Source organism: Acinetobacter johnsonii CIP 64.6 (assembly GCF_000368045.1).
Lineage (GTDB): Bacteria > Pseudomonadota > Gammaproteobacteria > Pseudomonadales > Moraxellaceae > Acinetobacter > Acinetobacter johnsonii.
In genome coordinates, this window is the sequence record NZ_KB849236.1 from 631,836 (window position 1) to 657,229 (window position 25,394).

Annotated in this window: 27 protein-coding genes; 15 read left to right on the forward strand and 12 right to left on the reverse strand. The window is 42.5% G+C overall.

All coding sequences use genetic code 11. The annotated features are described in order from the left end of the window. Window positions 1-7: 7 nt before the first annotated feature. The 3 genes from F986_RS14195 to F986_RS14205 are packed head-to-tail and all read right to left on the reverse strand — an operon-like array spanning window position 8 to window position 3,623. A complete protein-coding gene (locus F986_RS14195) occupies window positions 8-802 on the reverse strand; it encodes an enoyl-CoA hydratase/isomerase family protein (RefSeq protein ID WP_004696211.1) in 795 nt (264 codons plus the stop codon). Window positions 803-812: 10 nt separating this feature from the next. Beyond that, window positions 813-2,414, reverse strand: a complete 1,602-nt coding sequence (locus F986_RS14200) for a carboxyl transferase domain-containing protein (RefSeq protein WP_004696213.1) — start codon at window positions 2,412-2,414, stop codon at window positions 813-815. 36 nt (window positions 2,415-2,450) lie between these two features. Continuing rightward, on the reverse strand, window positions 2,451-3,623 hold the full coding sequence (locus tag F986_RS14205) for an isovaleryl-CoA dehydrogenase (RefSeq protein WP_004696214.1): 1,173 nt from the start codon (window positions 3,621-3,623) through the stop codon (window positions 2,451-2,453). 148 nt (window positions 3,624-3,771) lie between these two features. On the opposite strand from F986_RS14205, the gene F986_RS14210 reads away from it, so the two are divergent. From F986_RS14210 to F986_RS14240, 7 genes are all read left to right on the forward strand, one after another. After that, window positions 3,772-4,398 carry a TetR/AcrR family transcriptional regulator gene (locus tag F986_RS14210; protein WP_004696216.1) on the forward strand — a complete coding sequence of 209 codons (627 nt, stop codon included), beginning with the start codon at window positions 3,772-3,774 and terminating at the stop codon, window positions 4,396-4,398. Between the two features lie 98 nt (window positions 4,399-4,496). Further along, window positions 4,497-6,185 (forward strand): AMP-binding protein, encoded by a 1,689-nt coding sequence (locus F986_RS14215; protein WP_004696218.1) that lies wholly within the window; start codon window positions 4,497-4,499, stop codon window positions 6,183-6,185. A 74-nt stretch (window positions 6,186-6,259) separates the two neighbouring features. Beyond that, window positions 6,260-7,252 (forward strand): biotin synthase BioB, encoded by a 993-nt coding sequence (bioB, locus tag F986_RS14220; RefSeq protein ID WP_004696220.1) that lies wholly within the window; start codon window positions 6,260-6,262, stop codon window positions 7,250-7,252. Window positions 7,253-7,322: 70 nt separating this feature from the next. Continuing rightward, window positions 7,323-7,997, forward strand: coding sequence for a class I SAM-dependent methyltransferase (locus tag F986_RS14225; protein ID WP_004696222.1), 675 nt, complete (start codon window positions 7,323-7,325; stop codon window positions 7,995-7,997). A gap of 53 nt (window positions 7,998-8,050) precedes the next feature. After that, window positions 8,051-8,848: a thioesterase family protein gene (locus F986_RS14230; protein ID WP_004696223.1), complete on the forward strand. Its 798-nt coding sequence runs from the start codon at window positions 8,051-8,053 to the stop codon at window positions 8,846-8,848. A gap of 91 nt (window positions 8,849-8,939) precedes the next feature. Beyond that, window positions 8,940-9,713: a Rossmann-like and DUF2520 domain-containing protein gene (locus tag F986_RS14235; protein ID WP_026056397.1), complete on the forward strand. Its 774-nt coding sequence runs from the start codon at window positions 8,940-8,942 to the stop codon at window positions 9,711-9,713. Window positions 9,714-9,836: 123 nt separating this feature from the next. Beyond that, window positions 9,837-10,622 (forward strand): fatty acid desaturase family protein, encoded by a 786-nt coding sequence (locus F986_RS14240; RefSeq protein WP_004696228.1) that lies wholly within the window; start codon window positions 9,837-9,839, stop codon window positions 10,620-10,622. Window positions 10,623-10,678: 56 nt separating this feature from the next. Here F986_RS14240 and trmB read toward each other — a convergent pair whose 3' ends face one another. After that, on the reverse strand, window positions 10,679-11,395 hold the full coding sequence (gene trmB, locus F986_RS14245; protein WP_005400603.1) for a tRNA (guanosine(46)-N7)-methyltransferase TrmB: 717 nt from the start codon (window positions 11,393-11,395) through the stop codon (window positions 10,679-10,681). A gap of 193 nt (window positions 11,396-11,588) precedes the next feature. Between trmB and F986_RS14250 the strand changes: the two genes are divergently transcribed. After that, complete coding sequence (locus F986_RS14250; RefSeq protein ID WP_026056396.1) at window positions 11,589-14,042, forward strand: ExeM/NucH family extracellular endonuclease; 2,454 nt, start codon at window positions 11,589-11,591, stop codon at window positions 14,040-14,042. 66 nt (window positions 14,043-14,108) lie between these two features. Here F986_RS14250 and F986_RS14255 read toward each other — a convergent pair whose 3' ends face one another. After that, window positions 14,109-15,551 carry a SulP family inorganic anion transporter gene (locus F986_RS14255; RefSeq protein ID WP_004696234.1) on the reverse strand — a complete coding sequence of 481 codons (1,443 nt, stop codon included), beginning with the start codon at window positions 15,549-15,551 and terminating at the stop codon, window positions 14,109-14,111. A 220-nt stretch (window positions 15,552-15,771) separates the two neighbouring features. Here F986_RS14255 and F986_RS14260 point away from each other — a divergent pair, with 220 nt between their 5' ends. The 3 genes from F986_RS14260 (at window position 15,772) to F986_RS14270 (ending at window position 17,448) form a co-directional block, all read left to right on the forward strand. Next, the gene (locus F986_RS14260) at window positions 15,772-16,383 is read left to right on the forward strand and encodes a glutathione binding-like protein (protein WP_004696236.1); all 612 of its coding nucleotides are present in this window, start codon (window positions 15,772-15,774) and stop codon (window positions 16,381-16,383) included. A gap of 156 nt (window positions 16,384-16,539) precedes the next feature. Then, window positions 16,540-17,121, forward strand: coding sequence for an NAD(P)H-dependent oxidoreductase (locus tag F986_RS14265; RefSeq protein ID WP_004696237.1), 582 nt, complete (start codon window positions 16,540-16,542; stop codon window positions 17,119-17,121). Between the two features lie 15 nt (window positions 17,122-17,136). Next, window positions 17,137-17,448, forward strand: a complete 312-nt coding sequence (locus tag F986_RS14270) for a putative quinol monooxygenase (protein ID WP_004696239.1) — start codon at window positions 17,137-17,139, stop codon at window positions 17,446-17,448. A gap of 1 nt (window position 17,449) precedes the next feature. Here the strand turns inward: F986_RS14270 and F986_RS14275 are convergent, their stop codons facing one another. The 6 genes from F986_RS14275 to F986_RS14300 form a co-directional block, all read right to left on the reverse strand. Beyond that, a complete protein-coding gene (locus tag F986_RS14275) occupies window positions 17,450-18,214 on the reverse strand; it encodes a hypothetical protein (RefSeq protein ID WP_004696241.1) in 765 nt (254 codons plus the stop codon). Between the two features lie 185 nt (window positions 18,215-18,399). Further along, complete coding sequence (locus F986_RS14280) at window positions 18,400-19,185, reverse strand: thiazole synthase (protein ID WP_004696243.1); 786 nt, start codon at window positions 19,183-19,185, stop codon at window positions 18,400-18,402. Between the two features lie 12 nt (window positions 19,186-19,197). Beyond that, window positions 19,198-19,395 carry a sulfur carrier protein ThiS gene (gene thiS / locus F986_RS14285; RefSeq protein WP_004696245.1) on the reverse strand — a complete coding sequence of 66 codons (198 nt, stop codon included), beginning with the start codon at window positions 19,393-19,395 and terminating at the stop codon, window positions 19,198-19,200. 19 nt (window positions 19,396-19,414) lie between these two features. Further along, entirely contained in the window at window positions 19,415-19,780 is a 366-nt protein-coding gene (locus tag F986_RS14290; protein WP_004696247.1) for a DUF423 domain-containing protein, read from the reverse strand. 129 nt (window positions 19,781-19,909) lie between these two features. Further along, complete coding sequence (gene rpoH, locus F986_RS14295) at window positions 19,910-20,779, reverse strand: RNA polymerase sigma factor RpoH (protein ID WP_004696249.1); 870 nt, start codon at window positions 20,777-20,779, stop codon at window positions 19,910-19,912. Window positions 20,780-20,917: 138 nt separating this feature from the next. Next, window positions 20,918-21,151, reverse strand: a complete 234-nt coding sequence (locus tag F986_RS14300; RefSeq protein ID WP_004696251.1) for a sulfurtransferase TusA family protein — start codon at window positions 21,149-21,151, stop codon at window positions 20,918-20,920. Window positions 21,152-21,542: 391 nt separating this feature from the next. On the opposite strand from F986_RS14300, the gene F986_RS14305 reads away from it, so the two are divergent. Next, window positions 21,543-21,755 (forward strand): cold-shock protein, encoded by a 213-nt coding sequence (locus tag F986_RS14305; protein ID WP_004648643.1) that lies wholly within the window; start codon window positions 21,543-21,545, stop codon window positions 21,753-21,755. 97 nt (window positions 21,756-21,852) lie between these two features. Continuing rightward, window positions 21,853-23,004, forward strand: coding sequence for an ATP-dependent RNA helicase RhlB (gene rhlB / locus F986_RS14310; protein WP_004696253.1), 1,152 nt, complete (start codon window positions 21,853-21,855; stop codon window positions 23,002-23,004). Window positions 23,005-23,063: 59 nt separating this feature from the next. Here rhlB and F986_RS14315 read toward each other — a convergent pair whose 3' ends face one another. Further along, the gene (locus F986_RS14315; protein ID WP_004696255.1) at window positions 23,064-23,444 is read right to left on the reverse strand and encodes a hypothetical protein; all 381 of its coding nucleotides are present in this window, start codon (window positions 23,442-23,444) and stop codon (window positions 23,064-23,066) included. 232 nt (window positions 23,445-23,676) lie between these two features. Between F986_RS14315 and F986_RS14320 the strand changes: the two genes are divergently transcribed. Continuing rightward, window positions 23,677-24,252 (forward strand): nitroreductase family protein, encoded by a 576-nt coding sequence (locus F986_RS14320; protein ID WP_004696258.1) that lies wholly within the window; start codon window positions 23,677-23,679, stop codon window positions 24,250-24,252. A gap of 23 nt (window positions 24,253-24,275) precedes the next feature. Beyond that, entirely contained in the window at window positions 24,276-25,349 is a 1,074-nt protein-coding gene (locus F986_RS14325; RefSeq protein WP_004696260.1) for an NAD(P)H-dependent glycerol-3-phosphate dehydrogenase, read from the forward strand. Window positions 25,350-25,394 lie beyond the last annotated feature (45 nt).

Below are 25,394 nucleotides of genomic sequence, written 5' to 3' on the forward strand. Positions count from 1 at the left end.
CTTGTTGTTATGCCGTCGTCTTGATCCAGACTGGACTGTGTTTATTTAAAAAAGCATTTAAGCCATTTTTCGCCTCTGATCCTTGGCGTACATGGGCAATATGTTGTGCGGTTTGCAACAATAATGCTTCGGTTAACACTTGCTGATCGACCATTTGGATAAGTTGTTTTGAAGCCGTTTGTGCTTCTGGCCCACCCAAAAGTAAGGCATCGACCATTTCTGCGACTTTTTCATCCAGATGTTCAGCATCGACCACCACATGCGCTAGACCAATGTGTAGGGCTTGTTCCGCAGAAATACGTTCTGCGGTTAAAAAGTAGCGTGAAGCTTGACGTGCGCCAATCGCACGAATCACATAAGGACTAATGGTTGAAGGGGCTAAACCTAAGCGCACTTCAGATGTCGCAAACTTAGCATCGCTGCTTGCGACACAAATATCACAGGCAGAAGCTAGTCCCATGCCACCACCAAAAGCAATGCCTTGCACGCGGGCGATGGTCGGTTGTTTTAAAGTCGCTAAACTTTGTAGCATTTTCGCTAGTTTTAATGCATCGGCTTCATTTTCAGCCTGTGAGGCTTGTCCTGCTTCTTTCATCCAGTTCAGGTCAGCACCCGCCGAGAAGCTTTTGCCACGTCCTGCTAAAATCACGACACGGACATCATCACGTGTATTGAGTTCGCTAAAGCAGCGGTGCAGTTCTTCAATCACTTGAGTATTGAAGGCATTATGCATTTCTGCACGATTAATCCATACCGTTGCCACTTGGTCGCGTTGTTCGAGTTGTAAATATTGAAAGCTCATCGCTCATCTCCTACATGCGGAACACGCCGAATTTGGTCGGTTGAATGGGTGCATTTAAGGCTGCAGCTAAACTTAAACCGAGCACCTGACGGCTTTGTGCAGGATCAATCACACCGTCATCCCACAAACGCGCCGATGCATAATATGGATGGCCTTGGCGTTCAAATTGGTCACGGAAGGGTTGTTTAAAATCATCTTCTTCTGCCGCAGACCAAGACTCGCCACGTTTTTCGATTTGATCACGCTTTAAGGTCGACAATACACTTGCCGCTTGTTCACCACCCATGACCGAAATACGCGAGTTGGGCCATGTCCACATGAAGCGTGGAGAATAGGCACGACCACACATACCGTAGTTGCCTGCACCAAATGAACCACCAATCACGAGGGTAAGTTTCGGGACATTTGCGGTTGCAACAGCCATGACCAGTTTAGCGCCATTTTTGGCAATGCCTTTATTTTCGTATTGGCGGCCAACCATAAAGCCAGTGATGTTTTGGAGGAACAGTAGGGGAATATTGCGCTGCGTACAGAGTTCAATAAAGTGAGCCCCTTTTTGTGCAGACTCTGAAAATAAAATACCGTTGTTGGCAATAATGCCAACGGGCATGCCATAGATTTTGGCAAAACCTGTGACTAAGGTGGTGCCAAAGCGGGCTTTGAATTCATCAAAACGTGAACCATCGACAATGCGCGCAATCACTTCACGAATATCGAATGGTTTGCGTGCATCACTTGGCACAACACCATACAGTTCAGTTGCATCAAATAATGGTTCTTCAATCTCTGTTGCACGTGTATGTGGTGTTTTATTTAGGTTGGCCACGATATTACGAGCAATGGCAATGGCATGTTCGTCGTTCTCAGCCAAATGATCCGCCACACCAGACAGGCGAGTATGCACATCACCACCACCTAAGTCTTCACTGCTAACCACTTCACCCGTTGCTGCTTTCACCAATGGTGGGCCACCTAAGAAAATCGTCCCTTGGTTACGCACAATAATGGTTTCATCAGACATGGCAGGTACATATGCCCCCCCAGCCGTACAACTGCCCATTACCACCGCAATTTGGGCAATTCCCATGCTCGACATGCGTGCTTGGTTATAGAAAATACGCCCAAAGTGATCACGGTCAGGGAAAACTTCGTCCTGCATGGGTAAATAGGCACCACCTGAGTCCACCAAATAAATACAGGGCAGATGGTTTTGCTCCGCAATTTCTTGAGCACGTAAGTGTTTTTTCACAGTCAGTGGGTAGTACGTGCCGCCTTTTACTGTCGCATCGTTGGCGACGATCATGCAGGTCACACCATTGACCTGACCTACACCAGCAACGACACCAGCCGCAGGCACATCGTCTGCATAGACGTTTTGTGCCGCCAACTGACCAATTTCAAGGAATGCCGTGCCTGCATCAATTAACTGATCAATACGATCACGTGCTAACAGTTTTCCGCGTGCCAAATGTTTTTGTCGCGCCGCTTCACCGCCACCTAAAGCAATTTGTTCTGCTTTTTGCTTTAAGTCATCGACCAAGCTTTGCATCGCGGTTTGGTTGGTTTTGAAGTCTTCACTTCGAATATTGATCTTGCTATGTAATTGATTCATCACGAACATCCTGGTCATTTTTATTGTTGTGGAGGGTTAAGCTGTTTCATTAAACAGTTCACGGCCAATCAACATACGGCGAATTTCAGAAGTTCCCGCGCCAATTTCATAGAGTTTTGCATCGCGCCATAGACGGCCTGCAGAAAATTCATTGATATAACCATTTCCACCTAAGGTCTGAATGGTTTCACCTGCCATCCATGTAGCTTTTTCCGCAGCATATAAAATTGCACTGGCTGCATCTTTACGTAGACTACGGTTATGGTCAGCCTTATCGCATTCAGCACCCACGGCATAAACCAACGCTTTACACGCCAACCAAGTCGAATACATATCGGCAATTTTGCCTTGCATCAACTGGAACTCACCGAGCGCTTGGCCGAATTGTTTACGGTCATGGATATAGGGAATCACGGTGTCCATGCAGGCATCCATAATGCCTAAAGGACCTGCACTTAAAACCGCACGCTCATAGTCCAAACCACTCATAAGTACTTTCGTGCCGTTTCCAACACCGCCCATTACGTTTTCTTTTGGCACTTTCACGTTGTCAAAGAACAGAGGGTAAGTGTTCGAACCGCGCATACCTAACTTGTCTAAATGTGTGCCGTGGCTAAAACCTTCCATGCCTTTTTCTACAAGGAAGGCTGTCATGCCTTTAGCGCCTGCATGCAGATCAGTTTTGGCATACACCACAAGCACATCAGCATCACCACCATTGGTGATCCACATTTTTGAGCCATTTAACAGAAAGTGATCGTCACAATCTTCAGCTTTGAGCTTCATGCTGACTACGTCTGAGCCTGCGTTTGGTTCAGACATGGCAAGTGCTCCGACATACTCACCTGAAATTAGCTTTGGTAAATAACGTTGTTTTTGTTCCTCGCTACCATTTCGGTTAATTTGATTCACACATAGGTTAGAATGTGCACCATAAGAAAGACCAATCGAAGCTGAAGCACGTGAGATTTCTTGCATGGCAATGATATGTGCCAAATAACCTAGGCCTGTACCGCCATATTCTTCACTGACGGTCAGACCGAGTAAGCCTATATCGCCAAATTTTTTCCACAACTGAGCTGGAAATTCGTTGTTCTGATCGACTTGTTGAGCAATAGGAGTAATTTCCTTGGCACAAAAAGCCGCAACGGAATCACGCAGTGCAATGAGTGTTTCATCTAAACCAAAATTTAAGCTTTGTAGGGTCATTTCTTCATTCGTCCTATGAGTGTATTTATTGTTCCTGATAAAGCATTTTTGTTGTGCTTGATTTTTACAATACATCGAATTTTTAAAAAAGTGAACTAAAATTCACAAATTGATTTACAATTCATTTTATCTGGTTGAGAATAGAATTATGAGTTATAAAAGATCATCGTTGATGCAAGAACGAATGGAACAAAATCGGGAAGCGATTTTGAAATCTGCTCGTGAACTTATTGCTCAAGGGGGGATTAAAGACGCGCAAATTCAAGCAATTGCTGAACGCGCGGGTGTTTCGAGTGGTTTGGTGTATCGATACTTCGATAACAAAAGCCAAGTGTTAATTGAGGTTTTGTCTGAGGCCATTCAGCATGAGGTGAAAATTTTAAATCACATTGCTGAAAGTGAGCTCTCGTCAAAACAGAAATTGGACAAGGCGGTAACCACGTTTGTGAAACGTGCCATGAATAGCCCCCAACTTGCGTATTCACTCATGTTTGAACCAGTCGATGCTGAGTTAGAACATGAACGTTTTCGCAGTAAACAGCTGATTAAACAGAGCATCAAAGAAATACTGGCCGCAGGGAAAATTAACGGTGAGTTTGGATTTGAAGATTTAAATACCGCAGCACTTTGTGTGGTCGGCGCCATGACTTTTGTGGTGATTGAGCCTTTAAATCCGTCTCGAAATGTGATGTTTGATCAAAACTATAAAGACTACTTTGTGAAACAAATTGCCGAATTTTGTGTCAATGCAGTTCAGGTTCAGGAGGAAAAATAGTAGCAGGTGTGAACACAAGGCTTGGTGTTTGAAGGGAAGTAGTCATAGAACATTAAAGTTGAATAACAAGATTACAATGAATCAAGGAGATCGATTCGATGACACAAGAACGGTTAAGTTATGCCTATGGAACGAGCAGTCAGCCCCTATTAGGCATGACAATTGGTGAGAAATTTGATCAGGCGTGTCAGCAGTATGCGGAACAAGATGCTGTTGTCAGCCTGCATCAAAATGTCAGACTCACGTATAAGGAATTACAAGCTCAGGTCAATGCGTTTGCCTGTAGTTTACTAAAACTGGGCTTGAAGAAAGGCGATCGACTTGCGATTTGGTCACCGAACTGTGTGGAATGGACGATTACCCAGTTTGCTGCGTTTAAAGCAGGCATCATTTTAGTCAACTTGAACCCTGCCTATAAAAGTAATGAGCTCGAATATGTGTTGAATAAAGTTTCTTGTAAGGGCTTGGTCATTGCATCGCAATTTAAAAGCACGAATTATCAAGATATTCTAATGAAAATTGCACCTGAAATTAAAGGTGCTGAAAATAAAGTGTTAAAGGCAGAACGACTGCCACATTTGAAATATATTATTAAAATTGATGAAGAAGAGCATACGGGTTTGCATCGTTTTAGTGATTTGCTTACTCCCCCCAGCAAGAGACAGCTCAATCAATTAGAGCTTGTTGCAAGCGAATCGCAATTTGATGAAACCATCAATATCCAGTTTACTTCGGGCACCACAGGTAACCCGAAAGGAACAATGCTGACACATAATAATATTCTCAATAATGGTTATTTTGTTGGTGAAGCCATTCATTTAAGTCCTTCCGATCGTGTTTGTATTTCTGTACCGCTCTTTCACTGTTTCGGTATGGTGATGGGTAATTTGGCCTGTATTACGCATGGTTCAACCATGGTCTATCCATCGGCGGTGTTCAATCCTTTAGAAACGTTAAAAGCCATTCAGCAGGAAAAATGTACGGCTGCATACGGTGTACCGACCATGTTCATTGCTATTTTAGAGCATGAACAGTTCGATGATTTTGATCTTTCCAGTTTACGTACAGGCATTATGGCGGGCAGTCCTTGTCCACGTGAAATTATGCAACGTGTTATTGATCGGATGCATATGTCCGAAATTACCATTTGCTATGGTATGACTGAAACGGCACCTGTCAGTGCACAAAGTTCAACCTCGGATTCAGTTGAACAAAGGGTCGGAACTGTGGGGCGCGTCCATCCACATCTTGAAATTAAAATTGTAGACGAACAAGGCAAAGTTGTACCACGTGGTCAGTTGGGTGAGCTGTGTGTGCGTGGTTATTCGGTAATGTTGGGTTATTGGGAAGACCATGAGAAGTCACAAGAAGTGATTGATTCAGCACGTTGGATGCATACAGGTGACATCGCAGAAATGGATGAAGCTGGCTTTGTGAAAATTAAAGGCCGAATTAAAGATGTGGTCATTCGTGGCGGAGAAAACTTATTCCCGAAAGAAATCGAAGACTTCTTATATACCCATCCTGATGTCAGCGATGTCCAAGTCATTGGTCTGCCAGATGCACGTTATGGTGAAGAGTTGTGTGCTTGTATTATTTTACATGAGCATCATGAAATTACGGAAGAGTCGATCCGTCAGTACTGTGCGGAACATATTTCACACAATAAAGTCCCACGTTATGTACGGTTTTTTAATGAGTTCCCAATGACAGCCTCGGGCAAAGCGCAGAAGTTTAAATTGCAGGAATTTATGCGTAATGAACTGGATTTGAAAGAAATCGCATAAGGTTGAAGATGGACTTTCCTTTGCTGGGTTAAAGCCGAAGGAAAGTCCGAAGTGAAAAGCAAAAGGAATAGCATATGCACCTGAGAAATGATTGGACTCGCGCTGAAATACAAGCACTCTACCAACAGCCTTTTTTAGATTTGGTCTTTCAAGCACAGAAAATTCATCGTCAGTACTTTGAAGCGAATACGATTCAAGTCAGTACTTTACTATCGATCAAAACAGGCAAATGCCCTGAAGACTGCAAATACTGTTCACAGTCTGCGCGCTATGACTCAAAGCTTGAAGCTGAAAAAAGAATTGCGGTTGAAAAGGTCATTAGCGAAGCACAACAGGCGAAGGCCTCGGGTTCTACTCGGTTTTGTATGGGCGCGGCATGGCGCAATCCACATGAACGCGATATGCCTTATGTCTTGGATATGGTGCGTGAAGTGAAAGCATTGGGTTTAGAAACTTGTATGACTTTAGGCATGTTGAATGCTTCACAAGCCGAACGTTTAAAAGGTGCAGGACTCGATTATTACAACCATAACTTAGACACGTCGCGTGAATACTACCCAAATGTGATTAGTACCCGTAGTTTTGATGACCGTTTGGATACCTTAAGTCATGTTCGAGAGGCAGGCTTAAAAGTGTGTAGTGGCGGGATTGTTGGCCTAGGCGAAGAGACCAAAGATAGAATTGGCTTATTGTTTGAATTGGCGACTTTACCGATACATCCCGAATCTGTGCCGATCAACATGCTGGTTCCTATGCAAGGTACGCCTTTGGCAGAAGTTGAAAAGTTAGATGTGACCGAGTGGATTCGCACTATTGCGGTAGCACGTATCATTATGCCGAAAAGCTATATTCGTCTGTCCGCAGGACGTGAATCGTTGTCCGATGCCGACCAAGCTTTGGCTTTTATGGCAGGTGCAAACTCACTGTTTTCTGGTGAAAAATTGCTGACTACGCCAAATACAGCACAAGGCAAGGATCAACAACTCTTTCAAAAACTGGGTTTACATGCAGAAAAAGCCAAACCGCAACTTGTTGAGTTAACGGTCGATGCTATGGCTGTGGCTTAAGTGCTAGAACATGCGGTGATGAAAGTGTAGATTTAGGGCGACGAATAAAAGTAGATGAGTGAACAATAAAATGGCGAAAGACTTTCAGAGTCAAACTGTAGTGGATGGTTATGATCAACATATTCGTAAGCTCATTCCAGGATATGAGTTAGTTCATCTGCAAATTCAAGCCATTTTAAAAACACATCTACCAGAACATGCGCACGTATTGATTGTGGGATGTGGTACAGGTTATGAGCTTTCATATTTGTTGGCGCAGCATCCAACGTGGAGTTTTACCGCTGTCGACCCATCTTTGACCATGATTGAAAAAGCACAGCAGTTATTGAGCGCTAGCAATATTGATTTAACGCGAGTTCACTTTGTTCATGGTGATACGACGGCATTACAGGAAAGTGCACAGTTTGATGCCGCTTTAGCCATATTGGTGGCGCATTTTATTCCACTTGAAGCAAAGTCATTCTTCTTTGCCGACATTTTACGCTGTCTTAAAACGCAAGCCATTTTGCTCAGCTATGACCTGATGCGTTCTAGTGATGACACTGAACTCAAGGTTTTACAAACACTATGTCAGAGCAATGGTTTGACGGTGGTACAGAGTGAAAAAATGATTGAGCGCCTGCAACAAGATTTTTATTTGGTCTCGGTCAGCCAGATGCGAGAGCTTCTGACTAAAGTTGGATTTAATGAAGTACGAACTTATAGTCAACTGTTGAATTATTATGGTTTTTTTGCACAAAAGTAAAAACCAATGGCAGTGAAAAGATCCATTTTAAAGATAAGAATGAAGGAATACACATGGCAGCCTATTATCAACTTTTAAATCGTGAACAGCACAGTGATGGGAGCTGTACGGCGTCTTATCTTTCCAATATTCATGCACAAGGCGCATGGAACCCGCATGAACAGCACATGGCACCTGCAACAGGGGTTTTATGTGCGGAGTTAGAGCAGTTTCAACCACGCGATGAGATGCGCATTGGACGCGTGAGTTTAGATATTTTTGGACTGATCGCTTTTGGTGAGTTTACGGTGCATACCCGTGTCATTCGTGCTGGAAAAACCATTGAACTGATCGAGGCGGAAATGCAGGCAAACGGGAAGACTTGTATTGTGGCCCGTGCTTGGAAAATGATGAAGCAAGATACCAGTGCAATTGCAGGGCTAGAAGATCAATCGATTGTACATCCTGAAACTTTGCCAGTATGGGATGGGATGAAATGTTGGCCGGGTGGTTATATCCAAAGTATTGAGACACGTGCGGCAGAAGGGCACCGTGCTGGTAAAGGCATTGTCTGGTTACATAATGATTTGGACATGGTGGAAGCTCAGGACACATCAAGTTTTGTGCGCTTATTGGGCATGGTCGACACAGCCAATGGTATTGTCCCACGTCAAAATCCAGCATCTGGATGGGGCTTTCCCAATTTAGACCTACAACTGCATTTATACCGTTTACCCCAAGGGAAATGGTTAGGTTTGGAAGCGACTCAGCAATATGGTGATGATGGTATCGGTTTAACCAGTGCGGTTTTGCACGATGAACAAGGGCCATTTGGCCGTAGTGAACAGATTTTGACCCTGCGTAAGTTTTAGTGGGTCAGTGTCAATTTAATAAAAAAAGGATGAATTGCTTCATCCTTTTTTTATTGGCATGCTGTAGGTACTTTAAAATAGTGAAATGAAGATGCGGATCAGTTTAATTGGAGCGGGGCGGGTGGCTCATCATTTGGCCAAAGCCCTGATGTCTCAGCATGAAATCGTCAATATTTATAGCCGAAGCTTCGACAAAGCTACAGATTTGGCACAAGTCGTACATGCAAAGGCGGTCAGTCATTTTAACCAGTTAAATGCTGATGTTGATTTGGTGATTATTGCGGTAAGTGATCAGTCTATTCCGAGTGTAATTTCGGCCTTGACTGAATATATGCCGAATGTGTTGATTGTACATACTTCGGGGAGTACAGCACTTTCAGTTTTGTCTACACGGCACGCACGTGCAGGGGTTTTTTATCCCTTGCAGACCTTTAGCTTGGAACGTGAAATTGATTGGTCAAATACACCGTTGTTTGTAGAAGCCACTGAAAATACGGATCTTCAAAGACTACATACACTTGCAGAAAGCCTGAGCCAACGCGTGTATAGCTATAGCTCTGTGCAGCGTCTAAGTTTGCATTTAGCGGCCGTTTTTGCCTGTAATTTTAGTAATTATTGTTTTGACATGGCGAAACAAGTGGTGGATGCAGAGCAGGTCGATTTTAATCTGCTACAACCATTGATCTTAGAAACCGCACAGAAAGCTACACAGAATGACCCGAAGCAGATGCAAACTGGTCCTGCGATGCGTCAGGATCAGAATATTCTACAGATGCATCAACAGATGCTCGCGCAAGCTCAACGAGCGGATCTTGCTGACGTATATGCCTTAATGAGTCAGCAGATCAGTCAACGTCACAGTTAACATTTAAAATAATAAACGAAGAAGCAAGTCACAAAGAACAAGCAAAGCCACTGAAAACGTGGCTTTTTTTATGTCCTAAGATTCGGTACAGTGTTGCTTAAAATAAATACAAATAGAGGGTATATGCGTTCAGATTCATTATTAGAACAAGTGCAGTGGAAAGATCTCGTTCATTTAGGTCGTAACGATGTGATCAGTGAGTTATTTATCTCTTTACCGTGGTTGATCGTCTCTTTCATTTTTGCAAGCTTACAGTGGTATGTCTTGGCGCTGTTTTGCTCATTTATGTTTTTCTTAACAGGGCTCAGACAGGTACATAACGCTTTTCATTTTGCCTTAGGTATTAGCCGTCCTGCGACTCATTGGGTCATGTTTGTTTTGAGCATCGTGATGCTCGGTTCGATGCATGCAGTACAAATTAATCACCTCCGACACCATCAGCACTGTATGCAAGAAGAGGATATTGAAGCGAAAAGTGCAACCATGAAGTGGTGGCAAGCCTTACTTTTTGGCCCTGTTTTTCCATGGATGTTGCATAAAAAAGCCTTTGAGGTTGGGACTAAAACCCAGAAAAAATGGATGTCTGCTGAACTGGTTGCCAACGTCATTGTATTGTTTTTGGTTTTTGTGATCTTGGATATCAGTATTTTAAAATACCATGTCAGTGCTATGTTGATTGGGCAATGTATGACGGCTTTTTTTGCGGTATGGACGGTGCATCATGATACAGAAGATCATGTCTATATGGCGCGAACAGTGCGTAATGAGTTTAAACGGGTCGTAACCTACAACATGTTTTATCATGTGGAGCATCATTTGTTTCCCGCAGTGCCAACTCGTCGTTTACATATTTTGGCAAAACGTTTGGATGAACATGATCCAACGGTTGAAATTAGGCATGTGTTCTAACATTTTTAAGCATAAAAAATAGGGCACTAGGCCCTATTTTTTTGAAGATCTAAAATTTATTTAATTTTCTTAAATAAGAAGTCGTTAATCTTATGACCTTCTTCGAGTCCACGACGTTCAAATTTAGTTTGTGGACGCCAGTCTGGACGTGGATAGCTGTTGCCTTTACCTGCCATATTTTCAAGATTTGGACGGTTATCGAGTACATCAATCATCCACTCTGCATACGGCTCCCAGTCAGTTGCTGCGTGGAATGTGCCACCCATTTCCAACTTTTGCTCAACCAGTGGCATACGGTCATGTGACACGAAGCGACGTTTGAAGTGACGTTTTTTCTGCCATGGGTCTGGGAAGTACAGTTGCACAGCATTGATGCTGTTGTCTGGCATTTCACGTAAGACTTGAATGGCGTCTGCATCTAAAAGACGAAGATTGGTTAAGCCTGCAATTCCAGCTTCATACACACATTGCGCAATCCCCGGAACATGCACTTCAATCCCGACATAGTTACGTTCAGGGTTGGCCTGTGCCATCAAGACCAATGAACGTCCCATACCAAAGCCAATTTCAACCGTGAGCGGACGCTCTGGATGTTCAAACTGCTGGCGTAGGTCACCTACAGGATATTCCAAAATCATGTGACCATATTGTTCAAGCGCAGTGCGTTGCGAGGTGTTCAGCGGAGATGAACGACGCATAAATGTCACAATTTCGCGGTGTTCATTTAAGTTGTCTAGCTCGACGACTTGCTGGTCTAATTGATCATTCGTCATAATTTTGGCAGATGTAGAAATTCGAAAGCGGTATTGTAAGTCCTGAGCAGGACAAGTCAAATTTTTTACTCAGAATTTATTAAATTCAGCACCACCATGTTTGCGCAGCCTAGAAATTGTCATCATTTATTAATCATGATGTAACGAATAAAAATTAACCTGCCAGCTGATTTAACCAACTGATAAAAAAATGATGAAAAACTTTAAGCCACAGATATTAAGCCTGAGCCTGATTTTAGCGGGTTGTTCTTTTCCTGCGTATGCACAACTATTATTTAGTCAGTATGTGGATGGAACTTCAAATAAGAAAGGATTGGAAATTTATAATCCAGACCCGACGACGGTCAATTTGGCAGAATATCAGATCAAGCAGTTCGCAAATGGCAGTACCAGTGCAAATTTGACAGTGAATTTGACAGGTCAATTGGCGGCAAGGGGGCATTACTTGGTCGGGCATTCTGCTTTAAAAGAAGCTCTGGGCGATGCAGTGCAACAGCAGGCGAACTTAGCTTTCAATGGTGACGACACTTTGGTGCTTTATCATAATGGCGTTGCGATTGACCGCTTTGGTACAGTGGGCGAAAGACCAAGCACTGGATGGGGTAGTGTTGCAACAGCGAATAGTTTTAAACGCACTTTATTAAGCAATAATGTTTCTAGTACGGGGATTGATGTTACCGCACCGTTTGATTTGGCATCGGCATGGGAAAAATGGTCAGATCGAGATGCTTTTTCCAGTTACCTTGCTGGAAATACGGAACCACCCCTAACCACTGTGAGCTGTAGTACGACAGCTATCCCAATTGCGGCATTGCAAAGTGCAGCGCAAGATGCGGAATATGTGGTGAAAGGCGTAATCACGGCTGATTATCGTTATAACAATGGTTTCTCAGGTTTCTTTGTCCAAACCCCAGATACTCAGGCAACTGCAAATACCAGTAATGCGGTGTTTGTCTATGTGCCATCTTCAAGTAGCGTGACAGGTGGGCAAGTGGGGCAGGAAGTAATTTTCAGAGGCAAGTTAAAAACCTATCAGAACCAATTACAGCTTCAAGATTTAAGCAGTAATATTAATGTCTGTAATCCTTCGGCGAGTGACTTGGTTAAACCAATGGCGATCAATTTGCCTTTTGATAATTTGACTGAAACTTCAGGCCATGCACCAAAACGCTATCAAGGCATGTTGGTCAATATTCCTCAAACGCTAACGGTCAGTGAAAACTATGACTATGGACGTTATGGTCAGTTGGCTTTAAGCCCCGCGCGTTTATATATCCCAACCAATCTATATCCTGCTCATTCAACGGAAGCCAAAGCGCTGGCACAACAGAATTTACGTTCTAAACTTATTTTGGATGATGGCTATAACAATCAGAACAGAACGCCGTGGTTGCCAAGTGCTTTTAGTGCTAAAAATACCCTACGTACAGGTGCACAACTGCAAAACGTACAAGGCATTTTAGAATACCGCTATAACCAATGGCGAATTCAACCTGTGCTTGGTGCAACAGCGCCACAAGTCTTAGACGCGACAAACCCACGTGCAAGCGTTCCAGCAAAGGCTACACAACAAGTTCGTGTTGCAGCATTTAATGTACTGAATTATGACAATGGTTTGGCACAAGGTTTTCCTACGGAACGTGGTGCAAGTTCCGAAGCTGAGTTTAAAAAGCAGCATCAGAAAATTGTCAGTGCATTAAAAGCGATTGATGCGGATGTCTATGGTCTGATGGAAATTGCCAACAATGGTTATGGCGAGCGTAGTGCAGTTGCTTATTTAGCCCAAGCTCTGGGGAGTGACTGGAAATATGTAACGCCTCCGAATGCTGACAAACTTGGAACTGATGCGATTGCTGTTGCCATTATTTATAATGCCAAGCGGGTCAAACCAATCAATGTTGCAGCGGTCTTTGATGACCAGAGCCAGAAAAACCGAGTCACGATGGCGCAAACCTTTCAAGCTTTATCAGGTAGGAAGACTTTTACGGTTATTCCGAACCATTTGAAGTCTAAAGGTAGCTGTCCAGATGATAAAACTTCGATAGAGGCAGATCAGGGCGACGGTCAAGGTTGCTGGAATCCAACCCGCGTTAAAGCGGTACAAGCGTTAATGCAGTGGGTCGCGAAGAATCCAACACAGGTGAGTAAACCAAATGTCTTACTGTTAGGTGATCTGAACAGCTATGCCAAAGAAGATCCAATTCTGGCGCTTGAACAAGCTAACTATAAAGTATTGTTGAATGATGAAAAAATTGGTCAGGGGAAAACAGCTTATAGCTATGTTTTCGGCGTAGCCAGTAATGCTCAAGGTTATGGTGGTGCAGGAAATCTAGATCATGCGATTGCCGATGCAGCACTTTATCCTTTGGTGAAAAAAGCATTTGCATGGCATATCAATGCAGATGAACCGACGGCACTAGACTATAACGAAGAATATAAAACTGAGGAGCAAATTGCTGCATTTTATGCGGACGATGCTTATCGCTCTTCTGACCATGACCCCGTGATTGTGGATTTAGACTTAAACGATGCAGTGGTTAACGATGAGGATAAAACCAGTGCGGGAAGTACAGGGTTGTGGTCTGCATTAGGGTTAATTGGTTTGGCCTTGTATGGCAGTTTAAGACGTCGCAAGAATCAGTCTTAACTTGCTTTATGGATAATAATAAAAGGGCGTCATCGCCCTTTTAATTTGTTTATGATTTGAAACCTTTTATGAGCTGATACGGTCAATGAGGGTAGTGCTGGCTTCATTTAAGCCTAACACCTCGACCACAACACCTTGGGCTTCAAACTTTTCAACTACAGCATTTAACATTTGGACTGAAGTCATATCCCAAATATGTGCATTACTGAGTTCAATTTCAACCTTCTGAATATGTTCATTAAAGTCAAAAAACTGAAAGAATTTCTCTGAACTACTAAAGAAAATTTGACCGCCTACTAGATAGCGACGGGTATGGTTATGTAGTTCCGACTGGACATGAACCGTACTTTCCAGCTTGTTTATGAAAAATAATGCAGACAGTAAAACTCCGACAAAGACACCTAAGGCAAGATTATGTGTGGCTAAGACAATCATCACGACACTCAACATCACTACATTACTTTGTAGCGGGTGTTTAGCGATGTTTTTAACCGAGTCCCATTGGAATGTAGTAAACGCCACCATGATCATAATGGCAACCAAAGCCGCCATCGGAATATAAGCTAGCCAATCCTTAAAAAACACCACTAAACATAGCAGAAATACACCTGCTACTAGGGTCGAAAGTCGAGTACGCGCACCAGAGCTGACATTAATCACAGACTGCCCAATCATGGCACAGCCTGCCATACCGCCCATAAAACCACTCACAATATTGGCCATGCCTTGTCCACGACATTCTTGATGACGGTCGCCTTCGGTGCCTGTAACTTCATTGACTACCGTGGTGGTCATCATGCTCTCAAGCAGGCCCACGGTTGCCAGTGTGATGGAGTAAGGAAAAACAATCTGGAGCGTTTCAAAGTTCAGTGGAATATCAGGCAGTAAAAAAATAGGTAAAGTATCGGGAAAATGACCTAAGTCACTGACCATACGCATATCCGCACCTAAAAACAGCGCCAAAGTGGTGAGAACAATAATACAAATCAGAGGCGAGGGGATCGCTTTACCTATTTTAGGAATATAAGGGAATAGGTAAATGACAGCGAGGCCAAGGGCTACAAAGACATAACCCATACTGTCCATTCGGTTTAATTCGGGCAGTTGTGCCACAAAAATCAATATCGCCAATGCATTTAAAAAGCCATAGACCACGGACTGTGAAACAAAGCGCATCAGTTTAGCGACTTTAAAATAACCCGCTATGATCTGAATCACACCAGTGAGAATGGTTGCTGCCAGTAAATACTGTAGGCCATGCTCTTTGACCAGCGTGATCATGAGTAGTGCCATCGCGCCTGTTGCTGCTGAAATCATGGCTGGACGGCCGCCAAAAAAAGCAATGCTCACTGCGATACAAAAGGAGGCATACAGTCCAACTTGAGGGTCGACACCTGCAATGGCTGAAAAAGCAATAGATTCGGGTATGAGTGCAAGTCCTACGACTAAACCAGCAAGAACATCGGTACGAATGTTAGAAAACCATTCATCTTTTTTAAGGCTAATCACAGATCAAATTCATTTTTAGGGACAAGGGAGCTATGTTAAAACAACTCTGTTGCAAATTGCAGTGTTGTTGTACTTGAAAAAAAATGTGAATTAGACAATATTCAATAGGCGAACGAATGATTTTTCGTTTACGCTTTTTTGCAATTTACAGGTTTTGATCACTTGAAAGTTTGTTAGAAGCCATTTAAAACAGAGAATAGAGTTATAACAAGGATCAGATATGAAGCTTTATTATGCACCGGGTGCGTGCTCACTTGCGGCGCACATTATCCTCAATGAAATTAATGTTGACTTTGATTTAGTCCGAGTAGATTTAAAAACACATAAAACAGAAAAAGGTGCTGATTATTACGAAATTAATCCAAAAGGATATGTACCCGCTTTAGAGATTAATCCAGGTTTGATTCTGACTGAAAATGTAGCCATTTTGCCATTTTTAGCACAACATGATCCAAAACAAGATCTTATTCCGCCATCGGGTTTGGGGCGTGCCAAAGTTTTAGAATGGTTAGGTTATTTAAATTCTGAATTGCACGATGCTTATGCTGTTTTCTTCGGTGCGCCATTAGATGCAGCTGCCAAAGAAAAAGCCTATGCAGAGATTGATCGTTTACTCAGCTATATGGATAAACAAATTGGTGAGTCGGATCATGACTATTTGGTCGATGATAATTTTGGCCCCGCAGATGCGTATTTATTTGTCCTCACCAATTGGTCAAATGGCATCGAACATGATTTATCACCATATAAAAATATTATCTTTATCCGTAATAAAGTGGCTGAACGTCAGTCAGTACAAATTGCAATGCGAGATGAAGGTCTAATTCCGTAATTCTAATGCATTGAAGAAGCGCCGAAAGGCGCTTTTTTTATACTTTAAAGTTTATTGTTGATATTTAGTCAATAATATTTTGCAGATTAACTACTTTTTAGCGCTGAAAAGAGCCTTTATAGTGCCTGCATAGATTTTGGCTTTTAGGTTCTTCCCATGAAAAATATTTTATTAATTAACGGTGCGAAAACTTTTGCACACTCGAATGGTCAGTTAAACGATACCTTAACTGAACTTGCACAAGAGGTCTTGTCAGACTTAGGACATCAGGTTCAAGTGACACGCGCCGACAGCGAATATGATGCAAAAGCTGAAGTGGAGAAATTTCTGTGGGCAGACACCGTGATTTACCAAATGCCAGGTTGGTGGATGGGTGCGCCGTGGACTGTGAAAAAGTATATCGATGATGTCTTTACCGAAGGGCACGGTAGTCTGTATGCCAATGATGGTCGCTCACGTTCGGACGCTTCAAAAAAATATGGTTCAGGCGGTTTGATTCACGATAAAAACTATATGCTGTCGTTGACATGGAATGCGCCAATGGATGCATTTAACGACGCTGAACAATTTTTTCATGGGGTTGGGGTCGACGGGGTTTATTTACCTTTTCACAAAGCCAATCAATTTTTAGGGATGCAAACCTTACCGACTTTTATTGTCAATGATGTGATTAAAGCACCTGAAGTTGAAGCCTATATGGCACAGTACCGTGAGCATTTGACGCAAGTTTTTGCTTAATTGGGAGATGTGAGTATGTTAACTGTCATTGCTGAAATTATTTGTCATTCAGAGCAAGATTTTAAAGCGGTTCTTGATTCATTCAACAACATCCGTGAGCAAGTATTACAAGAGCCTGGTTGCCATCTCTATGATGTGCATATCGACCATCCTGCTGTTGAGAGTGCATTACAAACCAAAGTACCGTTTTCAATCATGATGTATGAAAAATGGGAAAGCATGCAGCATTTAGAAACACATATGCACAGTGTCAATATGCAGCAACATGCTCAAGCAACTGAAGGTGCAGTTGCTCATGTACAAATTCGTATTTTAGAAGCGCAATAAGCTACGCATATGAGTTTGACCGCGCTTTTCTTCGCTCCGTTTGTTTAAACTCCAGTGCTTCATTAAACTGAACCTGTTCGAGTTTCAATGCGTAGCGCTGTTTGAGTGTTGTCCATTGAACTTTGACAGGTTGTGTTGTTTCAGCAAACTCATTTTCACCTGTCGTATTTTTTACTTTACCTGTCATAAAGTTAATACTTCGCGCCGTGATGTCGCCTGATGCACGGTGGAAATCATCGACATCATAACCAATCAGCTTAAATGCACGGTCTTGGTATCGGAAAGTATACGTGTGATTGGTCACATACCACGAACCACAGCTTAGCCAGTAGTGCAGATGAATTTTGAGCACACCTTTTTGAATGCTTAACGCTTCAGTCTCACCGAGTGGATCAGCGAGGCAAGGGGACTCTATGTCACCTTCTGTCGGCAAAGTAGTATTAGTCGCCGAAAGTTGATAACCATGCGTTTGCTTCAATAAAACCAAAAGCTTTCGTTCATTGATATTGAGGACATCACTCCCTAAGCGATCATTTTTAACGAAATGTTCAGGATTGGTGTCTTCAATAATCAGGGCAATATCCGCTTGACCATCTTGGTTTAAATCGCCTTGGACTTTTTCTAAAATCTTCCAGTTTTTTGGCACAAAAGATTGGTAACTTACTTTGAGAGTCGGTTTTTCCTCTACTTTGGCCCAAGCATTGCTTGCGAGTGTTATGAAAAATAGGGCATTAACTATGAGTGTTGGTCTGATCCATTTTTGCATGGGCATCGTTTCCTCTCATTTTTATATGGTTATAGATATTTGAAGATGGATATTATTGAGTGTATCAAAGAGTACGACGGCATGTCCCTATAAGCTAGGTCAGCATAAAATACTGTCTTTATGTTGAAATAAATAAAAAAGGACTACGAAGAGTCCTTTTTTATTGCTTAAAACAGATTAAAAGATTATTTAAAGAAATAACCTGTTTCTGGTGAGCTTGCATTCGCCATACGTTTGCGAGGCATACGGCCTGCGAGAAATGCTTCTCGACCCGCTTCAACTGCTTTTTTCATTGCAGAAGCCATTAAAATTGGCTGTTGAGCGGCAGCAATCGCGGTATTCATCAACACGCCATCACAGCCGAGTTCCATGGCAATGGCTGCATCGCTTGCCGTACCCACACCTGCATCCACCAACACAGGCACTTTGGCATTTTCTTTAATAATAGAAATCGTGTGTGGATTTAAAATACCTAAACCCGAACCAATCAAACTGCCTAAAGGCATGATGGCAACACAGCCCATGCTTTCAAGCTCTTGCGCCACAATTGGGTCATCCGAGGTATAGACCATGATTTCAAAACCATCGTCAATCAAGGTACGTGCCGCTTTTAATGTTTCGGTAATGTTTGGATATAGCGTTTTTTCATCGCCCAATACTTCAAGCTTGACCAAGTTATGACCGTCTAATAATTCACGCGCCAACATACAGGTACGCACGGCACTATTGGCATCAAAACAGCCTGCTGTATTCGGGAGAATGGTGTATTTTTCAGGTGGGACCACGGACAATAAGTTTGGTTGGTCGGGGTGTTGACCAATATTGACGCGACGAATCGCAACCGTCACGATTTCTGCGCCACTGGCTTGAATGGCCAAATCGGTTTCTTGCAGGTCCTTATATTTACCTGTGCCCACCAGCAGACGAGATTGAAATGATCTAGAACCAATGATGAGAGGGCTGTCTTGCATGTGAACTCCGTATTAACCGCCACCGACGGCATGAATAATTTCAATTCGATCCATTGCACAAATTGGGGTGTGTTCCAATTTACTTTTACTAATAATATTTTCATTTTGCTCAACAGCAAAACGTTTGCCTTCAAGTGCAAAAGTTTGCACCAACTCAAGCAGGTTTTTACATTCGGTGTGCTGTAGTTCGCCGTTTAAATAAATCTGCATCGTACTTATCTCTAGTTGTTTACTTGGCATATTTCATGGCATTCCATGCCAGAACTAACCAACCTGCAATCATCAATGCGCCACCAATTGGGGTAATCGCACCTAGGCCACGCGGTAAGCCCAATGCCATGACATAGAGGGAACCACAGAAAAAGAAGATGCCGACTTGAATCAGTAAAAAGCTGATTTTGATGGGAAGCTTGGGAAGGACTTTGGCCAAAATGCCGAGCGCCAATAAACCAAGCGCATGGTAAAAAAAGTAATCAGTTGCAGTTTGCCACCAAGCCAATTGGGCTTCAGTAGCACGTGCTTTGAGACCATGTGCGCCAAAGGCACCTAATATAACGGCAAACGCTAAATTCAGCGCTGAAATCGCAATCCACATATGCAATGCTTTACTTATATCACTGTGCGCAACAAAGTAGCATATTTTGAAGAAAGGTTAAAAGACAAAAAGCCTCATTTATTGGTAAAAAGAAAAGGGCATTTCGCCCTTTTCTGTATTGGTATCATCTTAGTTCGATGACATCGCCACTTTAATTTTTTCCATGGCATTTTTTTCAAGCTGACGAATGCGTTCTGCCGAAACATTATATTCAGCAGCTAGTTCGTGCAGTGTCGATTTTTCATCATCTAACCAACGGCGCTGTAAAATATTACGCGAACGGTCATCAAGTTGTTCCATCGCATCATGCAAAGCATTGGTGCTCTGTTCTTCGTAATCTTCTTCTTCAGCCAAACGTGCAGGGTCGTAGCGGTTATCTTCAAGATAGAGCGCAGGTGCAACATGGGTTGAACCATCATCGTCATCATCGCCCTGAGCTTCAAACGCTGCATCATAAGCAGTTAAACGACCTTCCATTTCTAACACTTGTTCAGGTGTTACATTGAGGTCATTTGCAATCGATTGTGCTTCTTTTAGAGTGAGCTTTTTAGACGATTTTTTTAGACTACGTAAATTAAAGAACAGTTTACGCTGTGCTTTAGTCGTCGCAATTTTGACAATACGCCAGTTACGAATCACATATTCGTGAATTTCTGCTTTAATCCAGTGCACCGCAAAAGAAACCAAGCGTACGCCCATGTTTGGGTCGAAGCGTTTAACGGCTTTCATTAAGCCCAAGTTACCTTCTTGAATGAGGTCACTTTGAGGTAAGCCGTAGCCTGCATAACTGCGGGCAATATGAACCACAAAACGTAAATGCGACATAACTAAAAGTTTAGCGGCATCGAGGTCTTGGTCATAATAGTAGCGTTCAGCTAACTCTTTTTCTTGTTCCGCTGTCAAAATCGGGATTTGGTTGACAGTACTAATATAAGCGCCCAAGTTTACACCTGGTGCCGATAATGACAGGGGCATCAATTGATTGCTGCTGTCACTCATGTGTTCTCCTTAGGGATTTCATTTTTACCCAACAATTGAATTTATCTTAATCCAATCTTCCGCTGAATAATGGAAAATTGGGTATAGAAATGTAAACTTTTATGCAAATGTGAATAGACTTAGTGTAATTGAAAAGAATTAAGATTCAATGAAGTAGTGAAATTCATGCTCATTAATTTGTTTCAAAACGCAAGTTAAATGATGGATTTCGCAATAACGCGTGATATCGATCTGACTGTGCGGATCAGACGATTTTAATAGAAAATGCTGCGCCGGACTCTTCTTAAGTGCGCGTTTAAGCAACAACAGAGGCATAGGACATGGTTGCCCCATTGCATCAATAATGTTGGTATTTTGTTCGATATCACTCATATAGCTAAGGCAGGCTTCACAACATTTAGGTGGGTAGAAATATTAGCAAATTCAGTGCCAAAACCCAAATATTTCATGTGTTATAGGCCTATAGTCGCTATATCTAAAATTACAAATAACTAGTTAAAAAATATGCTGAATTAAAAAGACGATTAATCAAAAAAAAGTGTATGAATTGTTTTTAACCCATGTTAAGCTCGTCGCGTACTGGGATTTAACACAACCATAAATTGTTTTAAAGCCTATTTTACAAATGGATGTAACCGGGATTTTGTTAATAGTTATACAGAATGATTACAAGCTTAGAAATAATAAATATTTTTAAACCTTGTTTGGTCTGCTGTTTGCAACACCGGGTGGTCCTTCTTTTAGATACAATGAGGATTAACTTATGACAGCTCGTGAACAAGGCGTAGTTAAATGGTTCAACGACACTAAAGGCTTCGGCTTTATCCAACGCAATGGCGGCGACGATGTATTCGTTCACTTCCGTGCAATCCAAGGCGACGGCCACCGTTCACTACGTGACGGCCAACGCGTTGAATTCAGCGTTGTAAAAGGTCAAAAAGGCTTCCAAGCTGAAGAAGTACAACCTTTAGACTAATTGTCTGAACGTACTTTAAAACGCCCCAATGTAAATTGGGGCGTTTTTGTTTATACTACAGATCAATTTTCGTGATTTTTCGTCAGAGCGCACTTATATGTCATCAGGTTTTGAAACCTTAAATTTACATCCTCAACTTAAACGAGCTATTGATGCTTTAGGTTTTAAGGATATGACGCCTATTCAGCAAAAGGTTTTAAAATTCACTTTGGCGGGACACGATGCAATTGGTCGTGCGCAAACAGGTACAGGTAAAACAGCGGCATTTTTGGTGAGCGTGATTAACGACTTGCTGAATAACCCAATTCAAGAGCAGCGCTACCGTGGTGAACCTCGCGCCTTGATTTTAGCACCGACTCGAGAGCTTGCACTGCAAATCGAAAGCGATGCGAAAGAACTCACAAAATTCTCAGATTTACATGTCGTGACGCTTTTAGGCGGCGTTGACTTTGATAAACAAAAAGCACAACTCGATAAAAAACCTGTCGATATTATGGTGGCGACGCCAGGTCGTCTGATTGACTTTGTTGAGCAAAAAGAAGTTTGGCTCGACCAGATTGAATTTTTGGTGATTGATGAAGCCGATCGCTTATTAGATATGGGCTTTATTCCTTCAGTCAAACGTATTGTTCGTTTCTCACCGCGTAAGGAACAACGTCAGACTCTGATGTTCTCTGCAACGTTTAGTTACGATGTTTTAAACCTTGCACAACAATGGTTGTTTGAACCTGTAACTGTTGAAATTGAGCCAGAGAAGAAGACCAATGCGGACGTCGAGCAACGTGTGTACATGGTCGCAAAGTCTGATAAATATAAATTGCTACAAGACATTCTGCGCGATGAGCCTATTGAAAAAGTGATGATTTTCGCAAATCGTCGCGATCAAGTGCGTAAGCTCTATGACAACTTAAAGCGTGATGGCTATAAAGTGGTGATGTTGTCAGGTGAAATTGCACAAGACAAACGTTTGAAAATGCTAGATCAATTCAAAAATGGTCAACATAACATCATGATTGCAACCGATGTTGCGGGTCGTGGTATCCATGTGGATGGTGTATCGCATGTGGTGAATTTCACCTTACCTGAACAGTCGGATGACTATGTACATCGTATTGGTCGTACAGGCCGTGCAGGTAAGCGTGGTGTGAGTATTAGTTTCTTATCTGAAGATGATGCGTTCTATCTACCCGAAATTGAAAAAGCCATTGGGCAAAAACTACCGTTGACACGTTTAGAAGGCTATTGCTAATCGTTTGACGTGATTGGCGTAAAAAAACCGCTCAGATGAGCGGTTTTTTGATGGCATCTTTATTTTGCTTTACAAGAAAAAGTCAGGATTGTTTGATAGTCACTGTCTTGATTAATGCCTGAGTTTGTACCCGAAATAGAACCCAGTACAGAAGCGGCTGCTTGGATCATTTTTCCAGTTTCATCGCTCACGACACCCTTTAAAGCACCTTGATATTCGGTTTTTTCATCACTCACAATCGCCGTTGCTTTAGAGCCACACGTTTTAGCTGCTGCTTCAATGGCGTTGTTTTTTGCAATCAATGCAGTTTTACCAATACCCGTAACTTCGTATTGATTGTCAGCTTTTTGGATCGCTAAAGAGTTGCTTGGTGTCGATGCACAAGCGCTTAGAAGTAGTGTTAGTGTTGCTGCTCCAGCTATAGCGATATTCTTTTTCATTTCATACCCCAGTCATGTTTTATTAAATCATTGTTTATTGGAACATAGCTTGTAGGATGAATCATGTAAGAAATGTATGAAAAATGCAGTCTTATCGAACAGTTTAAAAAGTGCTCGGAATTTTAAAATTAGTTTTGCCGAAACTGAGTATTTCATACTGAAGCGCTAGAGCAAACTTTTCAGAGTGTGCTACTCTAAAACGTATTGTTTAATATGAAAGATTAAGAGCCTAATGACGGAACTCGCGGTAGATATCGTTCACCAGAATATGCATCAACGTCAATCGATTGGCCATTTGGTCGAGCCTGCTCCCAATGCAGAACAATTAGAGCGGGCATTTCAAGCCGCATTGACTGCGCCAGATCATCATCGTTTAAAGCCGACACGTTTTATCGTAATTGCTGAAGATCAACGTGAGGCATTTGGTGAGTTATTGTCACAAGCCTTGGCTGATTTGGGTGAGACTGAGTCAGCACAGTTAGAGCGTGTTAAAAATCATCCTTTTCGTGCCCCATTACTGGTTTTGGCACTGACTAAATTTCAATCGCATCCGAAAGTCCCTAATTTTGAGCAGACTTTAAGTAGTGGGGCGGCTATTCAGAATTTTATTTTGTCCTTACAAGCTCAAGGTTTTTCGAGCATGTGGCGTAGTGGGGCAGTGGTGGAATCGGTGCATTTCAAACAGGCTTTAGGCCTCAGCGCAGATGATTTGATCTCAGGTATTTTATATATTGGTACGGCATTTAAAGCGATTCCGCCACGTGCCGAAATTCAAACCCAAGATTATGTAAGTTATTGGAATCAATAGTTCCATTTTAGGATATAAAAATAATGTCAGAGTTAAAGTTTTCAGATTTGGTTGAACCTGTAGCAGTAGATCAAAAAACGGCACTACGTATTACCGTTTTGGGTGGCGGTAGTTTTGGGACGGCCATGGCGAATACCGCCGTTCGTAATGGCTGCGATACCATGATTTGGATTCGTGATGAAGCGGTTGCGGCTGATATCAATGCGACACATGTGAATAAACGCTATTTGCCCGATTTTAAACTTGAAGATGGTTTACGGGCAGTTTCAAATATAGAAGAGGCGGTTCGTGATCGCGACATTATTTTGGTGGCGATTCCGAGTCATTCTTTCCGTGATGTCCTTAAACAAATTAAACCGTTTATTACTTCGCAAGCAGTGGTGTCTTTGACCAAAGGTATTGAAGCGAAGACCTTTAGTTTTATGAGTGACATTATTCGCTCAGAGCTACCAGAAGTGCCTTATGGCGTGTTATCTGGGCCAAACTTGGCCAAGGAAATTGTGGCAGGACAACCAGCGGGAACAGTGATTGCAAGCCAGTCTGACTTAGTGCGTTACGCTGTACAACAAGCTTTGCATAGTGCCTTGTTCCGTGTTTTCGCCAGTGATGATGTGCATGGTGTAGAACTCGGTGGTGCGCTTAAAAACATTTATGCGGTTGCGATGGGAATGGCTGCTGCATACAAAGTCGGTGAAAATACCAAGAGTATGATTTTGACTCGTGCTTTGGCGGAAATGAGTCGTTTTGCTGTGAAGTTAGGAGCAAATCCACTGACCTTCTTAGGTTTGTCTGGTGTCGGTGATTTATTTGCAACGTGTAGCAGTCCACTGAGTCGCAACTATCAAGTCGGTTTTGCACTGGGTCAAGGCAAGAGCTTGGAACAGGCGACCACTGAATTGGGACAAACAGCAGAAGGCATTAACACCATTGTACAAGTCAAAGCACGTTCTGAAGAGCTAGATGTGTATATGCCGATTACTAGCGCTTTATACAGTGTTATTTTTGAAAATGCGCCACCAATGACAATTGCATTATCCTTAATGAAAAATGGGCACCGCAGTGATGTGGAGTTTGTTTTGCCGCATCATGAGGTTTAAAGTCACTTAAAAAACGAAATAAAATGAGCGTTTAAGTGGGTAGAA